Raw genomic sequence first — 20,845 nt, forward strand, 5'->3', positions numbered from 1 at the left:
AACTAAGGGATTAACCCACCGAGCCTTCAAGGCTGATCGCCAGCAACTCTTCGGCTTCCTGCGCGAATTCCAGCGGCAACTCGCTGAACACCTCTTTACAGAAGCCGTTGACAATCATCGAAATCGCATCCTGTTCGCTGATGCCGCGTTGCTGGCAATAGAACAACTGGTCTTCACCGATGCGCGACGTGGTCGCTTCGTGCTCGACCTGCGCCGTCGGGTTCTCCACCTCGATATACGGGAAGGTATGCGCGCCGCACTGGTTGCCGATCAGCATCGAATCACACTGGGTGAAGTTGCGCGCGCCTTCCGCCGAAGGCAGAATCTTCACCATGCCGCGGTAGGTGTTATCACTTTTGCCCGCCGACAGCCCTTTGGAGATAATCGTACTGCGGGTGTTCTTGCCGATATGGATCATTTTGGTACCCGTATCCGCCTGCTGGCGACGGTTGGTCAGCGCCACCGAATAGAACTCACCGATGGAGTTGTCGCCTTTCAAAATGCAGCTCGGGTATTTCCAGGTGATCGCCGAACCGGTTTCCGCCTGCGTCCAGGACAACTTGGCATTCTTGCCTTCGCAGATGCCGCGCTTGGTCACAAAGTTCAAAATACCGCCTTCGCAATCGTCATCCCCCGGATACCAGTTCTGCACGGTGGAGTACTTGACCTCGGCATCTTCATGCACAATCACCTCCACCACCGCCGCATGCAGCTGATAGGTATCGCGGATCGGCGCCGAGCAGCCTTCGATATAACTCACATAACTGCCTTTGTCGGCCACCAGAATGGTGCGCTCAAACTGGCCGGTTTTGGCCTCATTGATGCGGAAATAGGTCGACAGGTCGATCGGGCAACGCACGCCCGGCGGCACATAGACAAAGGTGCCGTCGGAGGCCACCGCCGAGTTCAAAGCTGCAAAATAGTTGTCGTGATATGGTACGACCGTGCCCAGATATTGCTGTACCAGTTCGGGGTGATCCTGCACGGCCTCGGAGAACGAACAGAAGATAATGCCGAACTTTTCCAGCTCTTCACGCTTGGTGGTCGAAATCGACACCGAATCGAAAATCGCGTCCACCGCGATATTGGCCTGATCGTCGTAAATCGGCACTCCCAGCGCCGCAAAGGCCTTGGCCACTTCCGGATCGATGACCTCTTCGGCGTTCTCGCTTTCGGTGCTGCAGGCGCCGCCGCAGGCACCGCATTCCGGCGCCGAATAATAGCTGTAATCCTGATAATCGATCGGCGTGTATTTGGCCTTGCCCCAGTGCGGTTCAGCCATCTTCTGCCAATGCGCGAAGGCCTTCAAACGAAACTCAAGCATCCATTCCGGTTCGTTCTTCTTCGCGGAAATAGCGCGCACCACCGCTTCATTCAAACCCTTTTCAAAGGTTTCCACGGTCGTTGTGGTCACAAAACCTTCTTTGTAGTGTTTGTTTTTACTCAACAACTCATTGATTTCTTCGTACTGAGTTGAAGACGTTAATTCATGTGCTTGCGACATCGGACTCTTCACTTAAAAAACTTATTTCATACTATTTTAGTTGGTTATTATATAAATGTCTACAGCCGTGCCATTAACAAATTATATAATCAAGCCGTTTCATTAATTATTTCAATCACTTAAAAAGACAACTGGCAAGCATCCACCAGCTCTTGCAGCTGTGCTTGCGGCAAATCAACCCCTTGGATTTGCAACCAGCCATCGGGGACATCACCAGGGACCTCACCGGCCGCAGCAAAGGTATCCAACCCAAAAGGCGTGCCCTCTAGCTGCACCGGATTGACATATTCAAATGTATAGAACACCCCGGTAACGCGCCAGATTCTCACCCCCCAGTTGCGCCTCAAAGCATCCAATCCCATTAAAAGATGCTCGAGGTAAAGCTTCTTCACTTCATAACGGCAGGTTTGCAAACCCGGCAGAGTTGGCATCGCGGCAGTTTGCTGCAACGCATCTGGCAGGGTGTCACGCTCAAACCCCACCCATCCCTGCGGAAAACGCCCGTAGGTCAGGCGCACCACAGGCAACGGGCGCTGTGCCTTAATCCACTTGATCCAGTGCGACTGAAGCGTGAGATCAGCCGCCTCAATAAAATTGAGCAGGACACCATCCGCCAACTGCAACAATTCAGCCAGGTGACTCAGCGCATGGGCATCCTGCATCTCATCAAACGCCGGACGCGCATCGATGACACACCACACCTGCTGATGCGGCTGTTTTGGTTCGCCAAGATCAGGCAGCGTGCCAAGCTCCACGCACTCGAGATCGAGCTGCTCCCGTATCGCCTGTTGAACGCGGCTTTTGCCGCTCCCCGGCAGGCCGACCAAAAGAATCTGCGCTGTCTTTGCCATACCCACCCTATTGACCTATTCAGGCTTTAAACAACTCTCAAAGGCGGCACCCAGCTGCAACAGCCATTCGTCATACGGGCGATAAACCACTTCAACGCGCTGACCTGCCGCATCGTAAACCCCCATCGGGTCGAGATTGCCGATTCTGACATTCAAACCGGACACCACCGCACTGACCCTTTTTTCCGGAAATTGCGGTTCTTTGAAAACACACCGCACCTCACCTTCGGTCATCGCCCGACGCAGATTCTGAACACGTTTCAGACTCGGCGTGATTTCGGGATTCAAGGTGATCGAACCGACCCCGTTGAGATGATAATGTTTTTCGAAGTATTGGTAGGCGTCGTGCAACACCAAATAGGGAGCTTGCCGATAGGGCTGAAGTTGCTGCATCAGCTGCACATCGGTCTGCTCCAGATGCGCCAGCCATGCCTGGGTACGCGCTTGAATCGACCCGGCCTGTTGAGTTTTCAAACGCTGCAATTTTTCACTGACCGCCAGAATCAAGGCACGGGCATTATTGGGCGACATCCATAAATGGCCATCAAAGTGCAAGACGGCATGGCCGTGTCCGGCGTGATCGTGTGCATCGGCATGATTGCCGGCGCCCTCATCCTCGTGGCGCTCATGATGTTTATGCTGCCAAACACCGCCCTCCCGCACCGGCAGTTTTTCCACCGCTTGCAGTTGCGCCATCGCCACATTCGCCTCGGGATAACGCTGCGCCGCCTTGTGCAGCCAGCTATCCACCGGCGTTCCCACGGAGACAATCAGATCGCTATTCTGCAAGGTGAAAAGATGTGAAGGTTTAAGCTGAAAGCCATGCGGGGACACGCCGGGCTCCAGAAGCACCGTCAAGCGGTCATCCTTATCCAGCAAGGGCGCAATCATGCCTGCCAGCGGCGGAATGCTGACGCTAACGTTAACGGCGTGCGCCGGCATTACTGCGGCGCAGAACCATAGCGAAACGACCTTTGCAAGATTACGCTGTATTTTCATCCACTTTGCCATCTAAACTCTCCCGCGCTTACGCAATTCGCTATAAAATACGCCCTTTATAGCCGGAATCCGGATTTAACCATGTCTTTACTGCTCAAAGCCGACCGCATCTACCACTCTTTCGCACAAACCGAAGTGCTGCACAACATCTCGCTGCAGATTCATGCCGGTGAAATCGTGACGCTGATCGGCCCCAACGGCGCCGGCAAATCGACTCTGTTAAAAATCCTGTTGAAACTGATTGAACCCACAGCCGGTAGCGTGACGCAAAAGACCAACCTCAAGATCGGCTATATGCCGCAAAAAATCCATATCGATCCGACCCTGCCGATGACGGTCGAGTATTTTCTCGATCTCGGTCAGCCGCGATCACAAAGCGGTCTTTTTTTTAGCGCGCATCATACCATAGAGACACATGCCGTGGTGGAGGAACTCAATATCGGCCATCTGTTGAAGCAACCGATCCAGAACGTTTCCGGCGGCGAAATGCAACGCGTCCTGCTGGCGCGCGCACTGCTGCGCGACCCCGAGCTGCTGGTACTGGACGAACCCGTGCAGGGCGTCGACCTGCAGGGGCAGACCGAACTCTATCACTATATTAATGAATTGCGCCACCGACGTCATCTGGGCATTTTAATGGTCAGCCACGACCTGCACATCGTCATGAAAAACACCGACCAAGTGCTCTGCCTGAACCAACATCTGTGCTGTTCGGGCACCCCGCAAAGCGTCAGTCAGACGCCGGAATTCATTGCCATTTTCGGACAGGGTGCGGAAGAGCTGGCGATATACGAACACCATCACAACGAACATACCTGTGAGGCGACGCATGGTCATCACAACCACCTTCACACCCCCTAAAGGAGTCACTTATGGCATGGATGCCTGAATTTCTGGTACTTGCCCTGCTCGGCGGACTCGGCATTGCGCTGATTGCCGCACCTTTGGGCGTGTTTATGGTGTGGCAGCGCCAATCCTACTTTGGCGCCACCCTCGCCCATTCCGCCCTGCTAGGCGTCAGCCTTGGGTTGTTCTGGAATATCGACCTGAGCCTGAGCGTCATCGCCCTGTCACTTTTAATTGCGTTCGGCATCCATCAACTGGCACGCAAGACCCAACTCTCGTCGGACACCCTGCTCGGCATACTCGCGCACAGCAGCCTGGCCTTGGGCCTGGTACTTTTGAGCCTGCAGAACAACGTGCAAATCGACATTATGAGCTATCTGTTCGGCGACATCTTGAGCATCACCCCAACCGACCTGCTGCTGATTGCCGCCGTCGGATTGATCACCCTGCTGTTCTATTTAAAGCACTGGCGCGACCTGTTGAATATCACGCTAAACAGAGAGCTGGCGCAGGTTGAAGGCATAGCCGTAAAACGCATTCAACTGCAATATGTTCTGCTGCTGGCGCTGATGATTGCGCTGTCGATGAAAATCGTCGGCGTCTTGCTGGTCACCTCTCTGCTGATCATTCCTGCGGCGGCGGCCAGAAGGCTTGCAACCACCCCGCAAACCATGCTGTTTTTCAGCCTGATTTTAGGTGTCGTTTCAGTAATTGGCGGCCTGGCCGCTTCGTTTGTCTGGGACATCCCGACCGGCCCGGCGATTGTATTGGCCGCCACGCTGATTTTTCTGATGCTCTTAAACAAAAAAGCCCCAAATTAATGGGGCTTGAATCGCTCGGACAATCTCGGATCAGACGATCTCATCGATCATCTGATTGAGAATCGCCACAACCTTGTTGCTGTAGTCGTCCACTTTGCCCAGACCTTCTTCAACCGCCTCGATATCACCCACCGATTTGGCATCCATGACCTGTTTGATGCTTTGATGCATCTGCATATGCTCGTCGCCCAGCGTCTGCATTAACGGCAGGTGCATATACTGCTGCCCTTCGCCGTAATACCATTTGCCGAGCACACAGGAGGTATGATCGGTCGCCGCCTCGTAGGTGACGCCGATATCCATTCCCTCAACAAAGGCACGGATTTTCGACTTCCACGCCAGATGCGCCTCGATCATTTTCTCGAATTGGACGCCGGTTTCGGAATGCACCAGCTTCTGCATACGCTGCTGCACCGTCGCATTGACATTAAAACTGTTGACCTGCGTGCGCAACTGCATGGCATCCTGCTGCAACGCACCGCTCGCCTCGGCAGCCTGCTGCACAATCAGCGCATTTTGCTGCGTCATGCGGTCCATTTCGCCAATGGTACGGTTAACCTGCTCGATGCCTTTGGCCTGCTCGCTGCTGGCCTGACTGATTTCCGAAATCATCTGCCCCATTGTCTGGATACTGCCATTGATCTGCGACATCACCTCGCTGGTCTGCTGCACGTAAGAACCGGTGGACTCACTGATTCTGACGCTGTTCTCAATCAGGGTTTTGATCTCGCCCGCCGCCTCGGCGGATTTGGCGGCCAGATTACGCACCTCACCCGCCACCACGGCAAAGCCTCGTCCATGCTCACCGGCTCTGGCCGCTTCAACCGCCGCATTCAGCGCCAGAAGGTTGGTCTGGAAAGCAATGCCATCAATCAGGGAAATGATGTCGTTGATCTTGCGGCTCGCATCGACCATCTTGTGCATCGAATCCAAGGCATCGTCCATGGTTCTTAAACCGTCCTGCAACTGCGATTGCGCGCTTGATACCATGTGGTTGGCTTGCTGGGCATTTTCTGCATTGTGACGAACGGTTGAGGTCATCTCTTCCATGCTTGAAGAGGTCTCTTCCAGTGCCGCGGCCTGCTTCTGAATACTCTGGGAGATGGTTTCATTACCCTTGGCCAGATCATCGGAACCATCGGCCACGCAGCCGGCAATCGCCCCTACCTTGCCGACCATAACCGCCATATTGGCAACGGAACTGTTCAATGAATCCTTCAAAGCCGCCATTTTGCCTTTATAAACCCCTTCCACGTGATGGGTCAGATCGCCTTCGCTGATCTTGGCCTGCACAAACGCCACTTCATCCACAAAGCGCTCCAGATCCTCGAGCGTTCTGTTAAGACTCACATTAAGCGGTTTAAAATCGCCGTTGACTTCAGCGGTGGAACGTACCGAGAAATTGCCATGAGACAGGGCAATCAATGTCTTGCCGATGGAATCGACGATGGAGCGCATAAATTCAGCAGACTGGTCTAAATTCTGGATCACCTCTGCGAATGCGCCTCTTAACACCAGATTGTCATTTTGCGCGGTCTGCAGCTGACAATTACTGAAATTCTGCGAGGTTTGCTGCAACAGTCCAACCACCCCTTCAATCTGATCCAGCGACTCATTGACCCCGCTTTTAAGTGCCAGAAATTGTCCGCGCTGACCCTCTTCAACCCGTTTGCTGAAACGCCCCTGTGCCGCCTCCTGCATAACCGCAACCACATCCGTTACAATCCGTTCCATGCGATCAAACAGGAAATTGACCTGCTCGGAGACTTTTGCCAGCTCGTCTTTACCCATCATCGGAATACGGTGACTCAAATCACCGGTTTCGGTGATTTTCTGCATCGTCTCACACATTGCGTGAATCGGCTTGAGGAAACTTTTGGCCACCACCCAGCCGATCAGGCTGAAAAGCACCACACTGATGGCCAACCACGACCAGATCAATACTTCACCCTGCTCCTGCCCCTCATACAACCTCTTAACCGCCAAATCGTTCTGCTCAAGCTCATACTGACGGAAAGCCTCGACGATTTTCAGGAAAGCCTCATATTTCTCCTTGAACTCGGTCGTCAGAATTACAATCGCTTCTTCGGTAAAGTCCTCATCCATCGCCAACATGAAGCTCGAATAAGAGGTATTGGCGCTAGCGACATTGCTCATCAGCTGCTCTCTGAATTCCGTTTCCTTGGCATCCAGCGAAATCTCTCTCAAGCCGTTGAACACCTCCGAAATCTTATCCCGCGAAGCCTGCAAGGCCTGTTTAATTTGCTCACGTTGTTCAGGTTCGCTCAACAGCACATAATCGCGCTGCAAGATGGCACGCGCCTCGGTCGCATTCTTGAGTTCGTTCAATAAAGTCACTTTGACCCCATTGACCTTGATAATCTGGTCCATGGTGCGACTGCTTTCGTTGATGAGGAATTGGGTAACCAGATTACTGGCCAATAGGAAAAAAATAGCACCGGCAATGCCGATAATCATACGAACTTTAATCGTCATGAAAAACTCACTCTCTCTGTATTTTTATCTTTTATATTTTATATTTTTATGGATTAAGGGCTTCGGGACAAAGATAGCATCCGCCCCGAAAATACCTGAACAAAGAGTGATTCTATAGAAAAAGAGAGGCCGGATAATCAAATATTTTTAGTCAGACTTTATCCAGCGTTATAAACTCAAACGCAAAAGCATGATGCGCATCGCTTGGATGGAATTCCGATTCGGATTTAACCCATTGATACCGCGTCCAATCCGGGAAATACGTATCCCCCTCTATTTGCGCATCGATTAAGGTCAGGTATAAACGCTCGGCGCGCGGCAACATTTGCTCATAAAGCTGGCCGCCGCCCATAATAATCACCTCGTCCGCCGACTGGACTGCCGCAAGCGCTTTGTCGACCGTATCGAAAACCATGACGCCATCCAGTTGCAGCGCGGGATTGCGGCTGATGACGATATTCTGGCGGTTGGGCAGCGGACGCGAACCAATCGATTCAAAGGTTTTGCGCCCCATAATCACCGGCTTGCCGAGGGTCTTTGCCTTGAAATGGCGTAAATCGTCCGGCAGATGCCACGGCATATCGTTATCCCGGCCGATCACGCGATCTTTTGTCATGGCGGCGATCATGGCTATTTTCACACCGATACCTCCGCCTTGATATGCGGATGCGATTGATAGTCGGTGATTTCAAAGTCCTCGAAGCGGTAATCGAAAATACTCTCCGGCTGGCGGTGAATCACCAGCTTCGGCAACGGATAAGGCTCGCGCTGCAACTGGATTTTGGCCTGCTCCATGGTGTTGTTGTAGAGATGGACATCGCCGCCGGTCCAAACAAACTCCCCCACCTCATAACCGGTTTGCTGAGCCACCATATGCAGCAGCAACGCATAGCTGGCGATATTGAAGGGCACGCCCAGGAAGGTATCGGCACTGCGCTGGTAGAGCTGGCAGGAAACCCGCCCGTTGGCCACATAAAACTGGAAAAAGGCGTGACACGCCGCCAAGGCCATTTTGCCGTTGGCGACATTCTGCTGCGGACTGACGGTTTCGTCCGGCAGATCGGCCGGATTCCACGCCGACACAATCATGCGTCGGCTGTTCGGATTGTGCTTCAAGGTGTCGATAACCTCGGCAATCTGATTGATGGTTTCCCCGCCCGGGGTCTGCCACGCGACCCACTGCTTGCCGTACAAAGGCCCAAGATCGCCGTTTTCATCGGCCCATTCGTCCCAGATGCGCACGCCGTTCTCTTTCAGATAGCGGATATTGGTATCGCCGGTTAAAAACCACAGCAACTCGTGAATAATGGAGCGCAGATGCAGTTTTTTGGTGGTCAGCAGCGGAAAACCCTGCTGCAGATCGAAACGCATCTGATAACCGAATACCGAACGTGTGCCGGTTCCGGTGCGATCGCCCTTATCGGTGCCGTGGTCAATAATGTGCTGAAGAAGGTCTAAATACTGTTTCATAGGTTTCCTGATCGATAAACTTAAGCGCTTTTAGGTGAATCGGCACGTTTGTAGGCCCAGAGCATCAGTCCTAACCCCATCGCAACCATCGGCATCGACAAGACCTGTCCCATGGTCAGCCAGCCCCAGGCCAGATAGCCTAACTGCACATCCGGCATGCGATAGAACTCCACAAAGAAACGGAAGGCGCCATACCCCAGCAGGAACAAGCCGGCGACACTGCCGGCCGGACGCGGTTTACGCGCATACCACGCCAACAAGACGAACAGCACCACGCCTTCCAGCAAAGCCTCCAACAACTGCGTCGGATATTTATGCACCACCTGCTGCAACGCCGGATCATAGACCGCCATGCCCAGCGGCGAATCGGTCACCTTACCCCAGAGCTCACCATTAATGAAGTTGCCGATGCGTCCCGTCAACAGGCCGATAGGCACACTCGGCGCGACCAGATCGGCCACTTGAAAAATCGAGAATCCGGCCTTGCGGGCATACAGCCACATGGCCAGCGTCACGCCCAACAGCCCGCCGTGGAAAGACATGCCGCCCTGCCACACCTGGAAAACGGCCAAAGGGTGTTGCAGGTAATAAGCCAGGTCGTAGAAGAGAATATAGCCGATGCGCCCGCCGAGAATCACCCCCATGGCGATATAGAACAGCAGGTCGCCAACCATCTCGCTATTCCAATCCGCCATCTTTCTGGCGCGCCAGACGGTATATCCCCAACCGAGGACAAAGGCAATCAGGTACATCAGACCGTACCAGTGAATCTGGAAGAAACCCAAGTCTAATGCAATCGGATCAAGCTCAGGATAGTGCCACATACGCTCTTGCTATTTCTGTTAAATAAAAAGGAGCTAGCATAATAACAAAAAAAACTGCAGCCTGCCCTCAGTAAGCGTGCAATCTTGGAACGCGCCCACAAAAAAGCCGGGGAATACCCGGCCTGTTGAGTTTTTTTGAGGCGGTTTTTACGCCTAGATTTTGAACTGATGCAGCAGTCTTTCGAGCTTGTTGGCGAGGTTCTGCATCTTGTGGCCGGCCTTTTCGGTATTTTCCGTGCCGGCTGCCGAGCGTTCGGTCACCGAATAGATCTCGTTGATATTGCGGTTGATTTCCTGTGCCAGCTGACTTTGCGAGTGGGCCGCACTGAACATCTGTTCGCTCATCTTATTGATGTCATCCATCAGAATCATCACCGGATTCAAGGCGCGCTCCGAGGTATAGACCGCATTACAGCTCGATTCGGTCGCTTCCAGGCTCTTCTGCACCATATCCACGGTCGAAAGGGTCGCCTTGCGGATCTTGTCGATAATGCGTTCGATCTGCAAGGTCGATTCCTGCGTGCGCTGTGCCAGACTGCGCACCTCGTCGGCCACCACCGCAAAACCGCGTCCGTGCTCGCCGGCACGCGCCGCCTCGATGGCTGCGTTCAACGACAGCAGGTTGGTCTGCTCGGCGATCTCGCGGATTACATTGACCACCGTACCGATCTGCTCGCTGTCTTCACGCAATTGCGACACCGCTTTGGTCATGGCGTGCATGCCGTCCGACAGCTCCTTAATCTCGCTGGCGGTGCCTTTGACCAGATCGCCGCCCTCTTTGACTTTAGAGGCAGCTTCCTGTGTTGCACGCGAGGTGTTGTGCGAGTGATCTTCGACACTCTTCGCTTTGGTGGTCATATCCACCATCGCATTCGACAGTTCACGCGACGAGGTCAGCTGCTGCTGGGTACCCGCTTTGGTTTCGTGGGTGATTTCCAGCAGACCTTTGGAAGAGACCTCCAATTCGTCAACCGTCAACGAAACCTCTTTGAGCATCAACTGAATTTTCTCGATAAACTGGTTGAAGTAGCGCGACAAGTCCGCCAATTCATCTTTGCCCTTAATATCCAGGCGCTGGGTCAGATCGCCATCTTCCTCGGCGATCGCTTTCATGGCGCCGGAGGCATACTGTACCGGCTCGACCACCGACTGCGTGACTCTGCGCGACACCAGCATCCCCATAATCTGCCCGATAATCGACACCGACAGCACCCAGATAATATTGTAGATGCTGGTGTCCATGACCGACTCGCTGACCGCCACCATTTCTGACGTCGCCGCCTTGGAGATGCCCACCAACTCGCTGTCCAGCGCCATGAACAGAGGTTCAATTTCGTGCTTCATCAGCCAGGTGTCCATGCGCCATTTCTCGCCCTGATGAATCCCTCTCAACTGCATGAAATGCTCGCGATAAGTTTGGTAAACGGCCATTGCCTTCGCCAGACCTTCTTCCTCTTCCAGCGTCAGCTCAATCGCTTTTTGTGTCGCCATGCGGGTCAGCAACTGCTCGCTTGAATCCAGATAGGACTCGGTCAACTCATACATCACATCGGTTCTGAAAGCCACATAACCGCGCAGATTCGACACCATGGTCAACCAGTTCTTCTGCAGGCTCAGCAAATCCATCAATAACGGTTTGCGAGACGGCTCAATCGCCTCCAGCTCGGACGCCAGCATCAGATTGATCTGATTCTGCATCTCGTTGGCCAGCGACAGCATGTTCTCATTCATGTACTCGAACGCCGGGAACTTTTTGCTGCGGTTGGACTGCAAATCTTCCAACTGCTCCACCAGATTCGGCAACATGGCAAGATTTTCCTGTACGGCGGCATACTGCTCCAGCAGCAGCTGTTTTTCAGTTTCGCCCTGGCCATTGGTTTGAATGGCGGCAATGTTTCTGTTCACACGCTCGACCAAACTGGCATAGCCTTTCTGGTAGGTTTCCAACAGCGTCTTGTCGTTGGTGGACATATACAGACTCAGAGCATTCATGCTCTTTTCCAGATCCAACGCCAGGTCAGACGCTTCAATGGCGACCGGCTGCCTTTCGTTCACCACCTCGGAAACGCTCTGGCGCACCAGGTATAGATTAATCACCGCCTGCAACGTAATGATCGCCAGAACGGTCCAAATGACGCCAAAACCAAAGCGCATTTTTTGTTTAATCGTGAGTTTTTGTAGAAATGCGTGCATATTCGTTCACTTCACATTTTTTTGACAAAGAATTTTACTGCACTTCCATCAAGCAAGGTAAATGCCAATACCGACTTTTAACCAGGAAATTATAATGAATAATAAAGAGTTACTGCCAAACACCACAGAAGCCTGCAAATGAAGGCACTAGCGTTGCGGATAATTGCCGCGCGCGATCAGTCCGCCGTCAATCGTCAGAATCGAGCCCGTCATCCAGGCAGCGGCGTCGGACAGCAGATAAGCCGTGGCTTCGCCCATCTCCTCGGTCTTGCCGTAACGCCCCAGCGGCATACGCTCGCACCACTGGGCTTCGATCTGCGGTTGCGACAAAATCGCCAAAGTGCGCTCCACCGGCACCACACCGGGTGCCAATCCGTTGACACGGATGCCGTACTGCCCCCATTCCACCGCCTGCACCTTGGTGATGGCGTCCAGTCCGGCCTTGGAAGCGGCATACGCCGAAAACCATTCGCACGTCGCCTGACCGTGGATACTGGTGTTATTGACGATGACACCGCCCTGTTTCGCCTCGATACAAGCCTTGGCAAACGCGGCGCTCAACAGATAGGGCGCCTGCAGATTCACCGCCAAGGTAGCGGCAAATTTGTCCCCTAACGGGTCCTTAAGCGAGGTGGACTTGGTGACGATCCCCGCGTTATTGACCAAACCGTCCAGCCCATCAAAGCATGACCCGGCCTGTTCAAAAAAATCGGGCAGATTTTCCAGCCGACTGAAGTCGCAACGCAATACCTGCGCCTGCGCACCCAGCTGCGTGACCTGCTGCAACGTATTTTCAATGCCGTTTGCATTGCGGTTGTAATGCAGCACCAAGCGGCAACCTTCACGCGCCAGCACCTTGGCCATGCCTGCACCGATGCCACTGGAGGCGCCGGTAATCAGAATGCGTCTGCCTTTCAACTCGGGAAATCTTGCCATCATACGGACCTTACCTCACTGCTCACACTGCTTAGAAGGCATTAGCGCCAGCAGCCGCGCGGCGATCTCGCCGGTCACGTCCTTGGGCGCGCCCTGCCGAATGCGATGTGAAGCCGCCACCCTGCGCTGCGGGTCGGCGCACCAGCCACCTAACGCTGCCGCCAACCTCTGCGGCGTCAAGTCGGATTGCTGAATGACCTCGCCGCCGCCCAGCGTTACCAACGCCTGGGCATTGGCCGTCTGGTGATCGTCCACCGCCTGTGGATAAGGCACCATAATCGCCGGACGCGCCGTCGCCATCAGTTCGCTGACGGTCAGCGCACCGGCACGGCTGACAACCATATCCGCCTTTTCATAAGCACTGCGCATATCGTCGATAAACGCCACCACCTCGGCGGCAACACCGGCCTGCGCATACGCCTGCTGCGCCTGCTGCAGGGTTTTGACGCCGGTCTGATGGGTCACGCTCGGACGCTGTTCCGGCGGCAACAAAGCCAACGCCTTGGGCACGGTTTCATTCAACGCCAAGGCCCCGCGGCTGCCGCCCAGCACCAACACATGGCAACCCGTTTGTGGCTGCAACAGCGCAACATCCTCCAGTCCTGCGCGCACCGGATTGCCTAAGGTAACCACATTGTTCCCCTGCAAAACCGTTTGCGGAAAGGCGCAAATCACTTCGCGCGCCAAGGGCGCCAACAACTTGTTAGTCAACCCCGGAATGGCGTTCTGTTCGTGAATGACCAATGGAATCCCCAGCGTTTTAGCCGCCAAGCCGCCCGGCCCGCACACGAATCCGCCCATGCCCAACACCAGATCGGGGCGCTCGGCACGCATGATTTTTCTGGCCTGCCACCAGGCGCGCGTGACATTGACAGGCGCCTTGAGCCAACCCAACAGGCCGTTGCCGCGCAATCCCTTGATGGAGATGGCATGAAACGGCAAGCCTGCCTTTTCCACCCACTCTTTCTCCATGCCGCCCTGCGTGCCCAGCCAAACCACGTTCACCTGCTGTTGATATAACGCCTCGGCAATGGCAATCCCCGGAAACACATGACCGCCGGTACCGCCGGCCATGATCATGACTTTCAGTTGCGTAGTCTTCTGGCTCACGCTGTTTCTCCTGTTTCAGACCCGGCCTGTTCAGTTTTCGGCGGCAATCCGCGGCGCGTTTCGTAATCCACGCGAAAGACCAGCGCCAAGGCCGAAAGCAACAGCAGCACGCTACTACCGCCGTAACTCATCAACGGCAAGGTCAGCCCTTTGGTCGGGAAAGCACCGAGATTCACACCCATATTGATCATGGCCTGCAAGATAATCCAGATGCCGATGCCGTAGGCGATCATACCGCCAAAGAAATACTCCTTGTCGAGTGCCTTGCGGCCGATGCGGAACAGGCGATACAGAATGGCCAGATACAACAGAACAAGGAAAAGCACGCCGATAAAGCCGAACTCTTCACCGTAGATGGAAAACAGGAAGTCGGTATGCGCATCGGGCAGATAGAGCAGTTTCTGCACGCTGCCGCCAATGCCGGCGCCAAACCACTCGCCCGAGCCGAGCGCAATCAGCGCCTGCGTCAGCTGATAACCGCTGCCGAACGGGTCCTGCCACGGGTCCAGGAAACTGCTGACGCGCGCCATCCGATAGGGCGATATGACCACCAGAATCGCCAGCAGGCTCGCCATCGGCAGCACCGTCAGCACAAAATAGCGCCAGGGCGCGCCGGCAATCAGCAGCATGCCGGTAATCATCACCGCAATCACAAAAGTGGAGCCGTAGTCCGGCTCCATCAGCAGCAGAATCGCCATGACCCCGAACGGCAACGCCAGACGGATAACCGCCTCGAAACTCTCCTTGACGGCATTCGCGTGGCGGTTCAGGTAACCCGCCATAAAGACGACGATGACCAGTTTCATAAATTCGGAGGGTTGGAAATTCATTACCAGCAGCGGCAACCAGCGTTTACTGCCGTTGATTTCTCGGCCGACGATCAACACCAGCACCAACAGAAACAGCGCAAACAGGAAGAGTTTGCCGCGATGCTTTTCCCAGAAGGAGAGCGGGATTTGAAAGAGGATATAGGCGGCGGCAAACCCGAGTCCTACCGAAAAGAGCTGGCGCATAAAATAGTGCGTGCTGTCGCCAAAACGTTTTTCGCTGATGGCGATGGAGCTGGACGCCACCATCATCAAGCCGATCACCAGCAACAGGCTGATCAGCCCCACCAGCCAGAAATCAATCGGCCATTGCTGGCTCTGCTGACGCCAACGCGCCAACATGATCAGCGCGCCTCCTCGGCGGCCACCATCTCACCCACCAGTTGCTCGAACACCTTGCCGCGGTGCGCATAGTTGTCAAACTGGTCAAAACTCGCACAGGCCGGTGAAAACAGTACACAATCCCCGGCCTGCGCCGTTTGTGCCGCAAGCGTAATCGCCTGCGCCAGGGTGTCCACCCTGGCCACCGCTTCGTGTGGCAAGGCCGCCGCGATCTGCTCGCGGTCACGACCGAAGACGATGGTTTGCCGGCAATACTCGTGTACCGCCGGCTGCAACGGACTGAAGTCGGCATCCTTGCCCACCCCGCCTGCCAAAAGAATAAGTTGAGCGTTACGATGTCTGGCCTGCTGCCCCATACTTTCAATCGCCGTCAAGGTCGCGCCCACATTGGTGCCCTTGGAATCGTTGATCCACTCCACATCCTTGTAGTTGACGACCAGCTGGGTGCGGTGCGGCAAGCCTTTGAATTCGCTCAATACTTTCTGGAAAATCTCGGGCGCAATATTAAACGGCTGGCATAGCGCCATCATCGCCAAGGCATTCAAACGATGGTGCTTGCCCTGCAATACCATGTCACTCACCGTGACCAACGCCTGCTGCCCGCGCGCCAGCCAAAGCTGCCCCTCCTGTTCCATCACCCCGTAATCGTCAGGGCCGCGTTCAAAGCTTTCCGACAGTCCGAAACGCACCACCGGACAGTGGTGGATCATGCCGTGTTCGCTGAAATCTTCCGGCAACACCGCCAGGTCTGTCTGCTCGAACACTTTGGTTTTGGCTTGGATATAGTCCTCCAAATCCTCGTAACGGTCCATATGGTCTTCCGACACATTCAGTACCGTCGAAGAGATGGTCTGCAGCGAATAGGTCGTTTCCAGCTGAAAACTGGAAAGCTCCAGCACATAGACGTCGTAATCGGTTTCGTCCAACAGCAGGTCAAGCGCCGGCTGCCCCAGGTTGCCGCCCATGGCCGCCTTGTAGCCCGCCGTCTGCAGCGCAAGCCCGGTCAGGGTGGTCACCGTGCTCTTGCCGTTGGAACCGGTAATGCCAATCACCGGCACGCCCACCGCACGGGCAAACAGTTCGATATCACCGATCACCTGTTTGCCGAGTTTGCGCAGGTTCATCACCCAAGGCTCCGACTGGGCGATCCCCGGACTCAGCACAATGGTTTCAAACTGAGCGATCCACGCCGTCGGCAGATGGCCGGTGGCGAACTCCACCCCCGGAAACCGCTGTGCCAAGGCCGACACATCCAGCTCCTCGCGAGTATCGTAAGCAAAACAATGCTCACCCTGCGCTTCAAAATAACGTAACACCGATTGACCGGTAATTCCTAAACCTGCTACTAAATACACGCTACCATCCTAACTATGGGCCAATCCAACCTGCTCTAGCGCAGTTTCAAACTCGCCAGACCAATCAATACCAGAATAATCGTAATCACCCAGAAACGCACAATCACCTGCGACTCATGCCAACCCTTCTGTTCGAAATGGTGATGCAAAGGCGCCATCAGGAAAATACGCTTCTTGCGCAACTTGTAGGAGCCGACCTGCAGAATCACCGAAAGGGTTTCGGCCACAAAAATCCCGCCCATAATAAACAGCACCAGTTCCTGCTTGACCGCCACCGCCATGCCGCCCAAGGCCGCACCGATCGCCAGCGAACCGACATCACCCATAAACACCTGGGCGGGATGGGCATTGAACCACAGAAACCCCAAACCGGCGCCCACCAGTGCGGCGGCGAGAATGGTCATCTCACCCACGCCGGGAATGTAGGGGATATTCAGATAATCGGCAAAATAGACGTGGCCGGACAGATAGGCAAACACCCCCAGAGCGCCGGAGATCATCACCGTCGGCATAATCGCCAGACCGTCCAGACCGTCGGTCAGATTCACCGCATTGGAGGTGCCCACAATCACCAGATAGCTCAGCACAATCGTCCAGGCACCCAGTTCAAGCACGGTGTCTTTCATATACGGGATCAACAACTGCGTCTCCGCCGGCACATTCGCCAGCGCATACAGCGTGTAGGCGGTCACCAGGCCGATGATCGACTGCCACAGGTATTTGGTGCGCGCACGCATGCCGTTGGGGTCTTTGTAAACCACCTTTTTGTAGTCATCCACAAAGCCCACCACGCCGAATGCCAGCATCGACAAGGTGACCACCAGCAGATAGTGGTTGGTCAGGTCGCCCCACAAAAACACCGACACCGCGATCGAAAACAGAATCATGGTGCCGCCCATGGTCGGCGTGCCCGATTTGACCAGATGGGTTTGCGGGCCGTCCAGACGGATGCTCTGCCCCACCTTGAGGCGCGTCAGCCAGCGGATCATAGTCGGCCCCACCAAAAAGGAGATGATCAGCGCGGTAAGCACACTCATAATCACCCGCATGGTGATGTACTTGAACACCCCGAAACCGGAAATGTACTGTTGCAAGTATTCGGTTAAATAGATAAGCATGCTGTCCTCTGCTCTATATTTCTATATAGTTTTTTATGGTTTTTATCTGTTTTATCTGTTTTATCTGTTTTATCTGTTTTATATATTCAATGTTCTGTATTTCTTATAGCGCGCTCTCAAGTCAAATAGCATGTGCCGCTTTAATCGGCTCCACCACCTTTTCCATACGCGCGCTGCGGGAGCCTTTCACCAGAACGTTATCGACCTGGCCTTCCGCGAGCAGCTGCAATACACGCGCCGCCATCAACTCGTGCGACGCATAAAAAGCCGCCTGCTCGCCAAATGCCTGCGGCATGGCCGAGGCCGCCTCACCGTACACTAGCAGATAATCCACGCCTTTTTCACGCGCATAGGCGGCAACTTCCCGGTGCGCAGCCTCACTGCCGGCACCCAGTTCGCCCATCGCGCCCAGACATAAAACGCAGCGCCCCGGCAAACTCACCAAGGTGTCAATCCCCGCCTTGACCGACGCCGGATTGGCATTATAGCTGTCGTCAATCAACCAGCCCTTGGGCAGACGCGTTTTTTGCAGTCTTCCGGCAACCCCGCCAAAACTCAACAGGCCGGGTAGTATCTGCGGCCATTCCAGTCCGGCCGCCATACAGACTGCGACACAGGCGGCGGCATTAAGCGCATTATGCTTACCCAAAAGCGGCATTGTAACCGTTTGCAACTGCCCTTTCACTGACAATTCAAAACGACTCGTTTCGCTGTCGGCGGCATAACTCAGTAAACGCACATCGGCGCTTTCCGCCTCGCCAAAACACAGGCTATTCTCCACCCCCAAACGGGCGATTTCAGCCTGCCAGTAATCAAAACCGGGCGAATCGGTATTCAAAATCGCAAAGCCGTTGCCATGCAGGCGGTTCAAACCCAGAAAAATCTCGCCCTTGGTCTCGATCACGCCCTGCAGCGAACCGAACCCCTCCAGATGGGCGCCCGACGCGTTGTTGAGCAACGCGATATCCGGCTCGGCCAACAAGGTCAAATACTCAATCTCTTTGCGATGGTTCGCGCCCATCTCGATAATCGCAAACTCATGTTCCGGACGCAAATTCAGCAGCGTCCGCGGCACGCCGAAATCGTTATTCAGATTGCCTTCGGTCGCCAAAGTCTTGCCGACATTGGAGAACAGATTCAACAGCATCGCCTTGGTGGTGGTTTTGCCGTTGCTGCCGGTTACGGCGATAAGCTTCTTCACCGGCATCTGACGCCGGTGCCAACGGGCAAACTGCCCCAACGCCAAACGGGTATCCTCGACCAGAATCGCCGGTACGGCACAGTCGACCACCTCAGAAACCAGTACCGCCGCCGCGCCCTGCTTGACGGCATCCTCAATAAACGCGTGGCCGTCAAAGCGCTCGCCCTTGATGGCGGCATACAGATCACCCGGCTTGATGTTGCGGCTGTCGGTACTCACACCACCAAAACGCACGGGGATTTCGCTGCAAGGGCCAAGCCACTCGCCCTGCACGCTCTCCTGCAGCTGCGTCAGCTCCCAGCTGAAAGCCGCATCCTGAATACTTTCCTGCACCTTGAGTTGCTGTTCCATTCTATTAACCTGCTGTTGCGGCGTCAGACCGTCCTGCATCTTGTTCATACCCTCGTCCCGCTCAAGAGCGCGCTGCAAACCACGCCTCGACGACCTGCTGGTCGCTGAAAGAATGGCGCACGCCGGCAATCTCCTGATAGGCTTCATGCCCTTTGCCCGCAATCACCACCACATCGTCAACGACGGCATGTTGCAGCGCATACTCAATCGCCGCATGGCGATCCTCGATCACGATGACTTGGTCGACATCGGCAAAACCGGCCAGCGTGTCATTAAAAATCTGCTGTGGCGACTCATGGCGCGGATTATCGCTGGTCAGCACCACCTTATCCGCTAGAGCCTCGGCAACCGCGGCCATCAACGGGCGCTTGCCGCGATCGCGGTCGCCGCCGCAACCGAACACCACCCACAACCGCCCGGAGGATTCCGCCGGAAAATGCGCTTTTACCGCCTGCAACACATTTTGCAAAGCGTCCGGCGTATGGGCAAAGTCCACCAGCACGGTGGGGCGCTCGGCCACCTTGTGCATCCGCCCCTTGACTGCCTTCAACGCCGGCAAGACCGCGCAGGCCGCCGCCCAGTCAAAACGGCACGCCATCAGGATACCCAATGCACAGAGGACGTTTTCGAGATTGAAACGGCCCATCAGATTCAAGCGGACCTCGCAGGGCGCTTCGGCAAACTGCAGCGCCAAGTGCATGCCGGTTACATCCAGCGTGGCGCTCTGACAGCAAAGATTCACCCCTCTGCCGCAGCCGCAAGCCTCATGACACGGCTGCACGCTGTAGGCAAGAGCCTGCGGACAGTTTGCCAGCAACTGCTGGCCCAGACTGTCGCAGGCATTCAACACCCTAAAGCGGCTTTCATAATCGCTGAACAAGCTGCGCTTGGCATCGCGGTAGTCGGCTTCGTCGGCATGAAAATCGAGATGGTCGCGCGTCACCTGTGTCAGCGCAACACATTCAAACGCCACGCCCGCTACCCGTCCCAGACGCAAGGCGTGGGACGAAACCTCCATCACCACCCAGTTGGCACCGGCCTTTGCAAAATCATGCAGTAAGCGCTGCACGCTGACCACATCCGGCGTGGTGTTTTGCGTGTCGCTCAGGCGGGTTTCGCCACTGGCGCGCATCAAGCCGTGGCCGAGCGTGCCGATCAGGGCGGGCGTCTGTCCGAGCACCGCCAGACTCTGCGCCAGATAGTGCGCGGTGGAGGTTTTGCCGTTGGTGCCGGTAATGCCGACCACCTTCAGGCGGCGGCTCGGCGCATCATAAAACCAGTTGGCCAGCGCGGCGAGGCGTGTCTGTAAATCCGTCACCACCCAGACAAGCGGCGCTGACGGCAGCGTCGCATACCCGGCCTGTTCAGTTTCTGTGAGCGGCCGATCCGTCAAAATCACGGAGGCTCCCTGCCGGCCGGCTTGCGCTAAAAAATCCAAACCGTGCTTCTGGCCGCCCTGAATCGCAATAAAGACGTCGTTTTCCTGCAAGGCGCGGGAGTCGAGGTGCAAATCCCCCACGCGCTGCGCGGCGAGCCCCTCATCCAATTCACCCGCCGGTTGCAGATGGGCAAACAGTTCCGCCAGCGTCTTCATCTTTGGC

At 55.2% G+C, this 20,845-nt stretch carries 17 protein-coding genes; 2 read left to right on the forward strand and 15 right to left on the reverse strand.

The features are described 5' to 3' along the window. Positions 1 to 10 precede the first annotated feature (10 nt). The 3 genes from sufB to HZ297_RS09475 all read right to left on the reverse strand — a co-directional run bounded on the left by sufB (position 11) and on the right by HZ297_RS09475 (position 3,366). A complete protein-coding gene (gene sufB, locus HZ297_RS09465; protein WP_178863152.1) occupies positions 11 to 1,504 on the reverse strand; it encodes a Fe-S cluster assembly protein SufB in 1,494 nt (497 codons plus the stop codon). A 119-nt stretch (positions 1,505 to 1,623) separates the two neighbouring features. After that, positions 1,624 to 2,355 (reverse strand): P-loop NTPase family protein, encoded by a 732-nt coding sequence (locus tag HZ297_RS09470; protein ID WP_178863154.1) that lies wholly within the window; start codon positions 2,353 to 2,355, stop codon positions 1,624 to 1,626. Positions 2,356 to 2,370: 15 nt separating this feature from the next. Then, a complete protein-coding gene (locus HZ297_RS09475; RefSeq protein ID WP_178863158.1) occupies positions 2,371 to 3,366 on the reverse strand; it encodes a zinc ABC transporter substrate-binding protein in 996 nt (331 codons plus the stop codon). Between the two features lie 69 nt (positions 3,367 to 3,435). Here HZ297_RS09475 and znuC point away from each other — a divergent pair, with 69 nt between their 5' ends. Together znuC and HZ297_RS09485 are read left to right on the forward strand one after the other, a co-directional pair. Then, positions 3,436 to 4,215, forward strand: coding sequence for a zinc ABC transporter ATP-binding protein ZnuC (gene znuC / locus HZ297_RS09480; RefSeq protein WP_178863160.1), 780 nt, complete (start codon positions 3,436 to 3,438; stop codon positions 4,213 to 4,215). A gap of 11 nt (positions 4,216 to 4,226) precedes the next feature. Further along, a complete protein-coding gene (locus HZ297_RS09485; RefSeq protein ID WP_218644603.1) occupies positions 4,227 to 5,021 on the forward strand; it encodes an iron chelate uptake ABC transporter family permease subunit in 795 nt (264 codons plus the stop codon). Positions 5,022 to 5,051: 30 nt separating this feature from the next. Here HZ297_RS09485 and HZ297_RS09490 read toward each other — a convergent pair whose 3' ends face one another. From HZ297_RS09490 to HZ297_RS09545, 12 genes are all read right to left on the reverse strand, one after another. Beyond that, entirely contained in the window at positions 5,052 to 7,517 is a 2,466-nt protein-coding gene (locus tag HZ297_RS09490) for a methyl-accepting chemotaxis protein (protein ID WP_178863162.1), read from the reverse strand. Positions 7,518 to 7,668: 151 nt separating this feature from the next. Next, positions 7,669 to 8,157, reverse strand: coding sequence for a type 3 dihydrofolate reductase (gene folA, locus HZ297_RS09495; RefSeq protein ID WP_178863164.1), 489 nt, complete (start codon positions 8,155 to 8,157; stop codon positions 7,669 to 7,671). Then, a complete protein-coding gene (locus HZ297_RS09500; RefSeq protein ID WP_178863166.1) occupies positions 8,154 to 8,987 on the reverse strand; it encodes a thymidylate synthase in 834 nt (277 codons plus the stop codon). The genes folA and HZ297_RS09500 overlap by 4 nt, the downstream gene beginning before the upstream one ends. 20 nt (positions 8,988 to 9,007) lie before the next feature. Continuing rightward, positions 9,008 to 9,811, reverse strand: a complete 804-nt coding sequence (lgt, locus tag HZ297_RS09505) for a prolipoprotein diacylglyceryl transferase (RefSeq protein ID WP_178863168.1) — start codon at positions 9,809 to 9,811, stop codon at positions 9,008 to 9,010. Between the two features lie 153 nt (positions 9,812 to 9,964). Then, positions 9,965 to 12,004 (reverse strand): methyl-accepting chemotaxis protein, encoded by a 2,040-nt coding sequence (locus tag HZ297_RS09510; protein ID WP_178863170.1) that lies wholly within the window; start codon positions 12,002 to 12,004, stop codon positions 9,965 to 9,967. A 147-nt stretch (positions 12,005 to 12,151) separates the two neighbouring features. Then, entirely contained in the window at positions 12,152 to 12,943 is a 792-nt protein-coding gene (locus HZ297_RS09515; protein WP_178863172.1) for an SDR family NAD(P)-dependent oxidoreductase, read from the reverse strand. A gap of 12 nt (positions 12,944 to 12,955) precedes the next feature. Continuing rightward, positions 12,956 to 14,050 (reverse strand): undecaprenyldiphospho-muramoylpentapeptide beta-N-acetylglucosaminyltransferase, encoded by a 1,095-nt coding sequence (gene murG / locus HZ297_RS09520; RefSeq protein WP_343034806.1) that lies wholly within the window; start codon positions 14,048 to 14,050, stop codon positions 12,956 to 12,958. Continuing rightward, positions 14,047 to 15,219: a putative lipid II flippase FtsW gene (gene ftsW / locus HZ297_RS09525; RefSeq protein ID WP_178863174.1), complete on the reverse strand. Its 1,173-nt coding sequence runs from the start codon at positions 15,217 to 15,219 to the stop codon at positions 14,047 to 14,049. Before ftsW ends, murG begins: the two co-directional genes overlap by 4 nt. Positions 15,220 to 15,221: 2 nt before the next feature. Further along, the gene (gene murD / locus HZ297_RS09530) at positions 15,222 to 16,574 is read right to left on the reverse strand and encodes a UDP-N-acetylmuramoyl-L-alanine--D-glutamate ligase (RefSeq protein WP_178863176.1); all 1,353 of its coding nucleotides are present in this window, start codon (positions 16,572 to 16,574) and stop codon (positions 15,222 to 15,224) included. Between the two features lie 35 nt (positions 16,575 to 16,609). After that, positions 16,610 to 17,692 (reverse strand): phospho-N-acetylmuramoyl-pentapeptide-transferase, encoded by a 1,083-nt coding sequence (gene mraY, locus HZ297_RS09535; protein ID WP_178863178.1) that lies wholly within the window; start codon positions 17,690 to 17,692, stop codon positions 16,610 to 16,612. A 121-nt stretch (positions 17,693 to 17,813) separates the two neighbouring features. Beyond that, the gene (locus tag HZ297_RS09540; protein ID WP_178863180.1) at positions 17,814 to 19,292 is read right to left on the reverse strand and encodes a UDP-N-acetylmuramoyl-tripeptide--D-alanyl-D-alanine ligase; all 1,479 of its coding nucleotides are present in this window, start codon (positions 19,290 to 19,292) and stop codon (positions 17,814 to 17,816) included. Positions 19,293 to 19,305: 13 nt separating this feature from the next. Further along, a complete protein-coding gene (locus HZ297_RS09545) occupies positions 19,306 to 20,838 on the reverse strand; it encodes a UDP-N-acetylmuramoyl-L-alanyl-D-glutamate--2,6-diaminopimelate ligase (RefSeq protein WP_178863182.1) in 1,533 nt (510 codons plus the stop codon). Between the last annotated feature and the right edge of the window lie 7 nt (positions 20,839 to 20,845).

It is taken from the genome of Thiomicrorhabdus cannonii, assembly GCF_013391695.1.
GTDB classification, from domain to species: Bacteria; Pseudomonadota; Gammaproteobacteria; order Thiomicrospirales; family Thiomicrospiraceae; genus Thiomicrorhabdus; species Thiomicrorhabdus cannonii.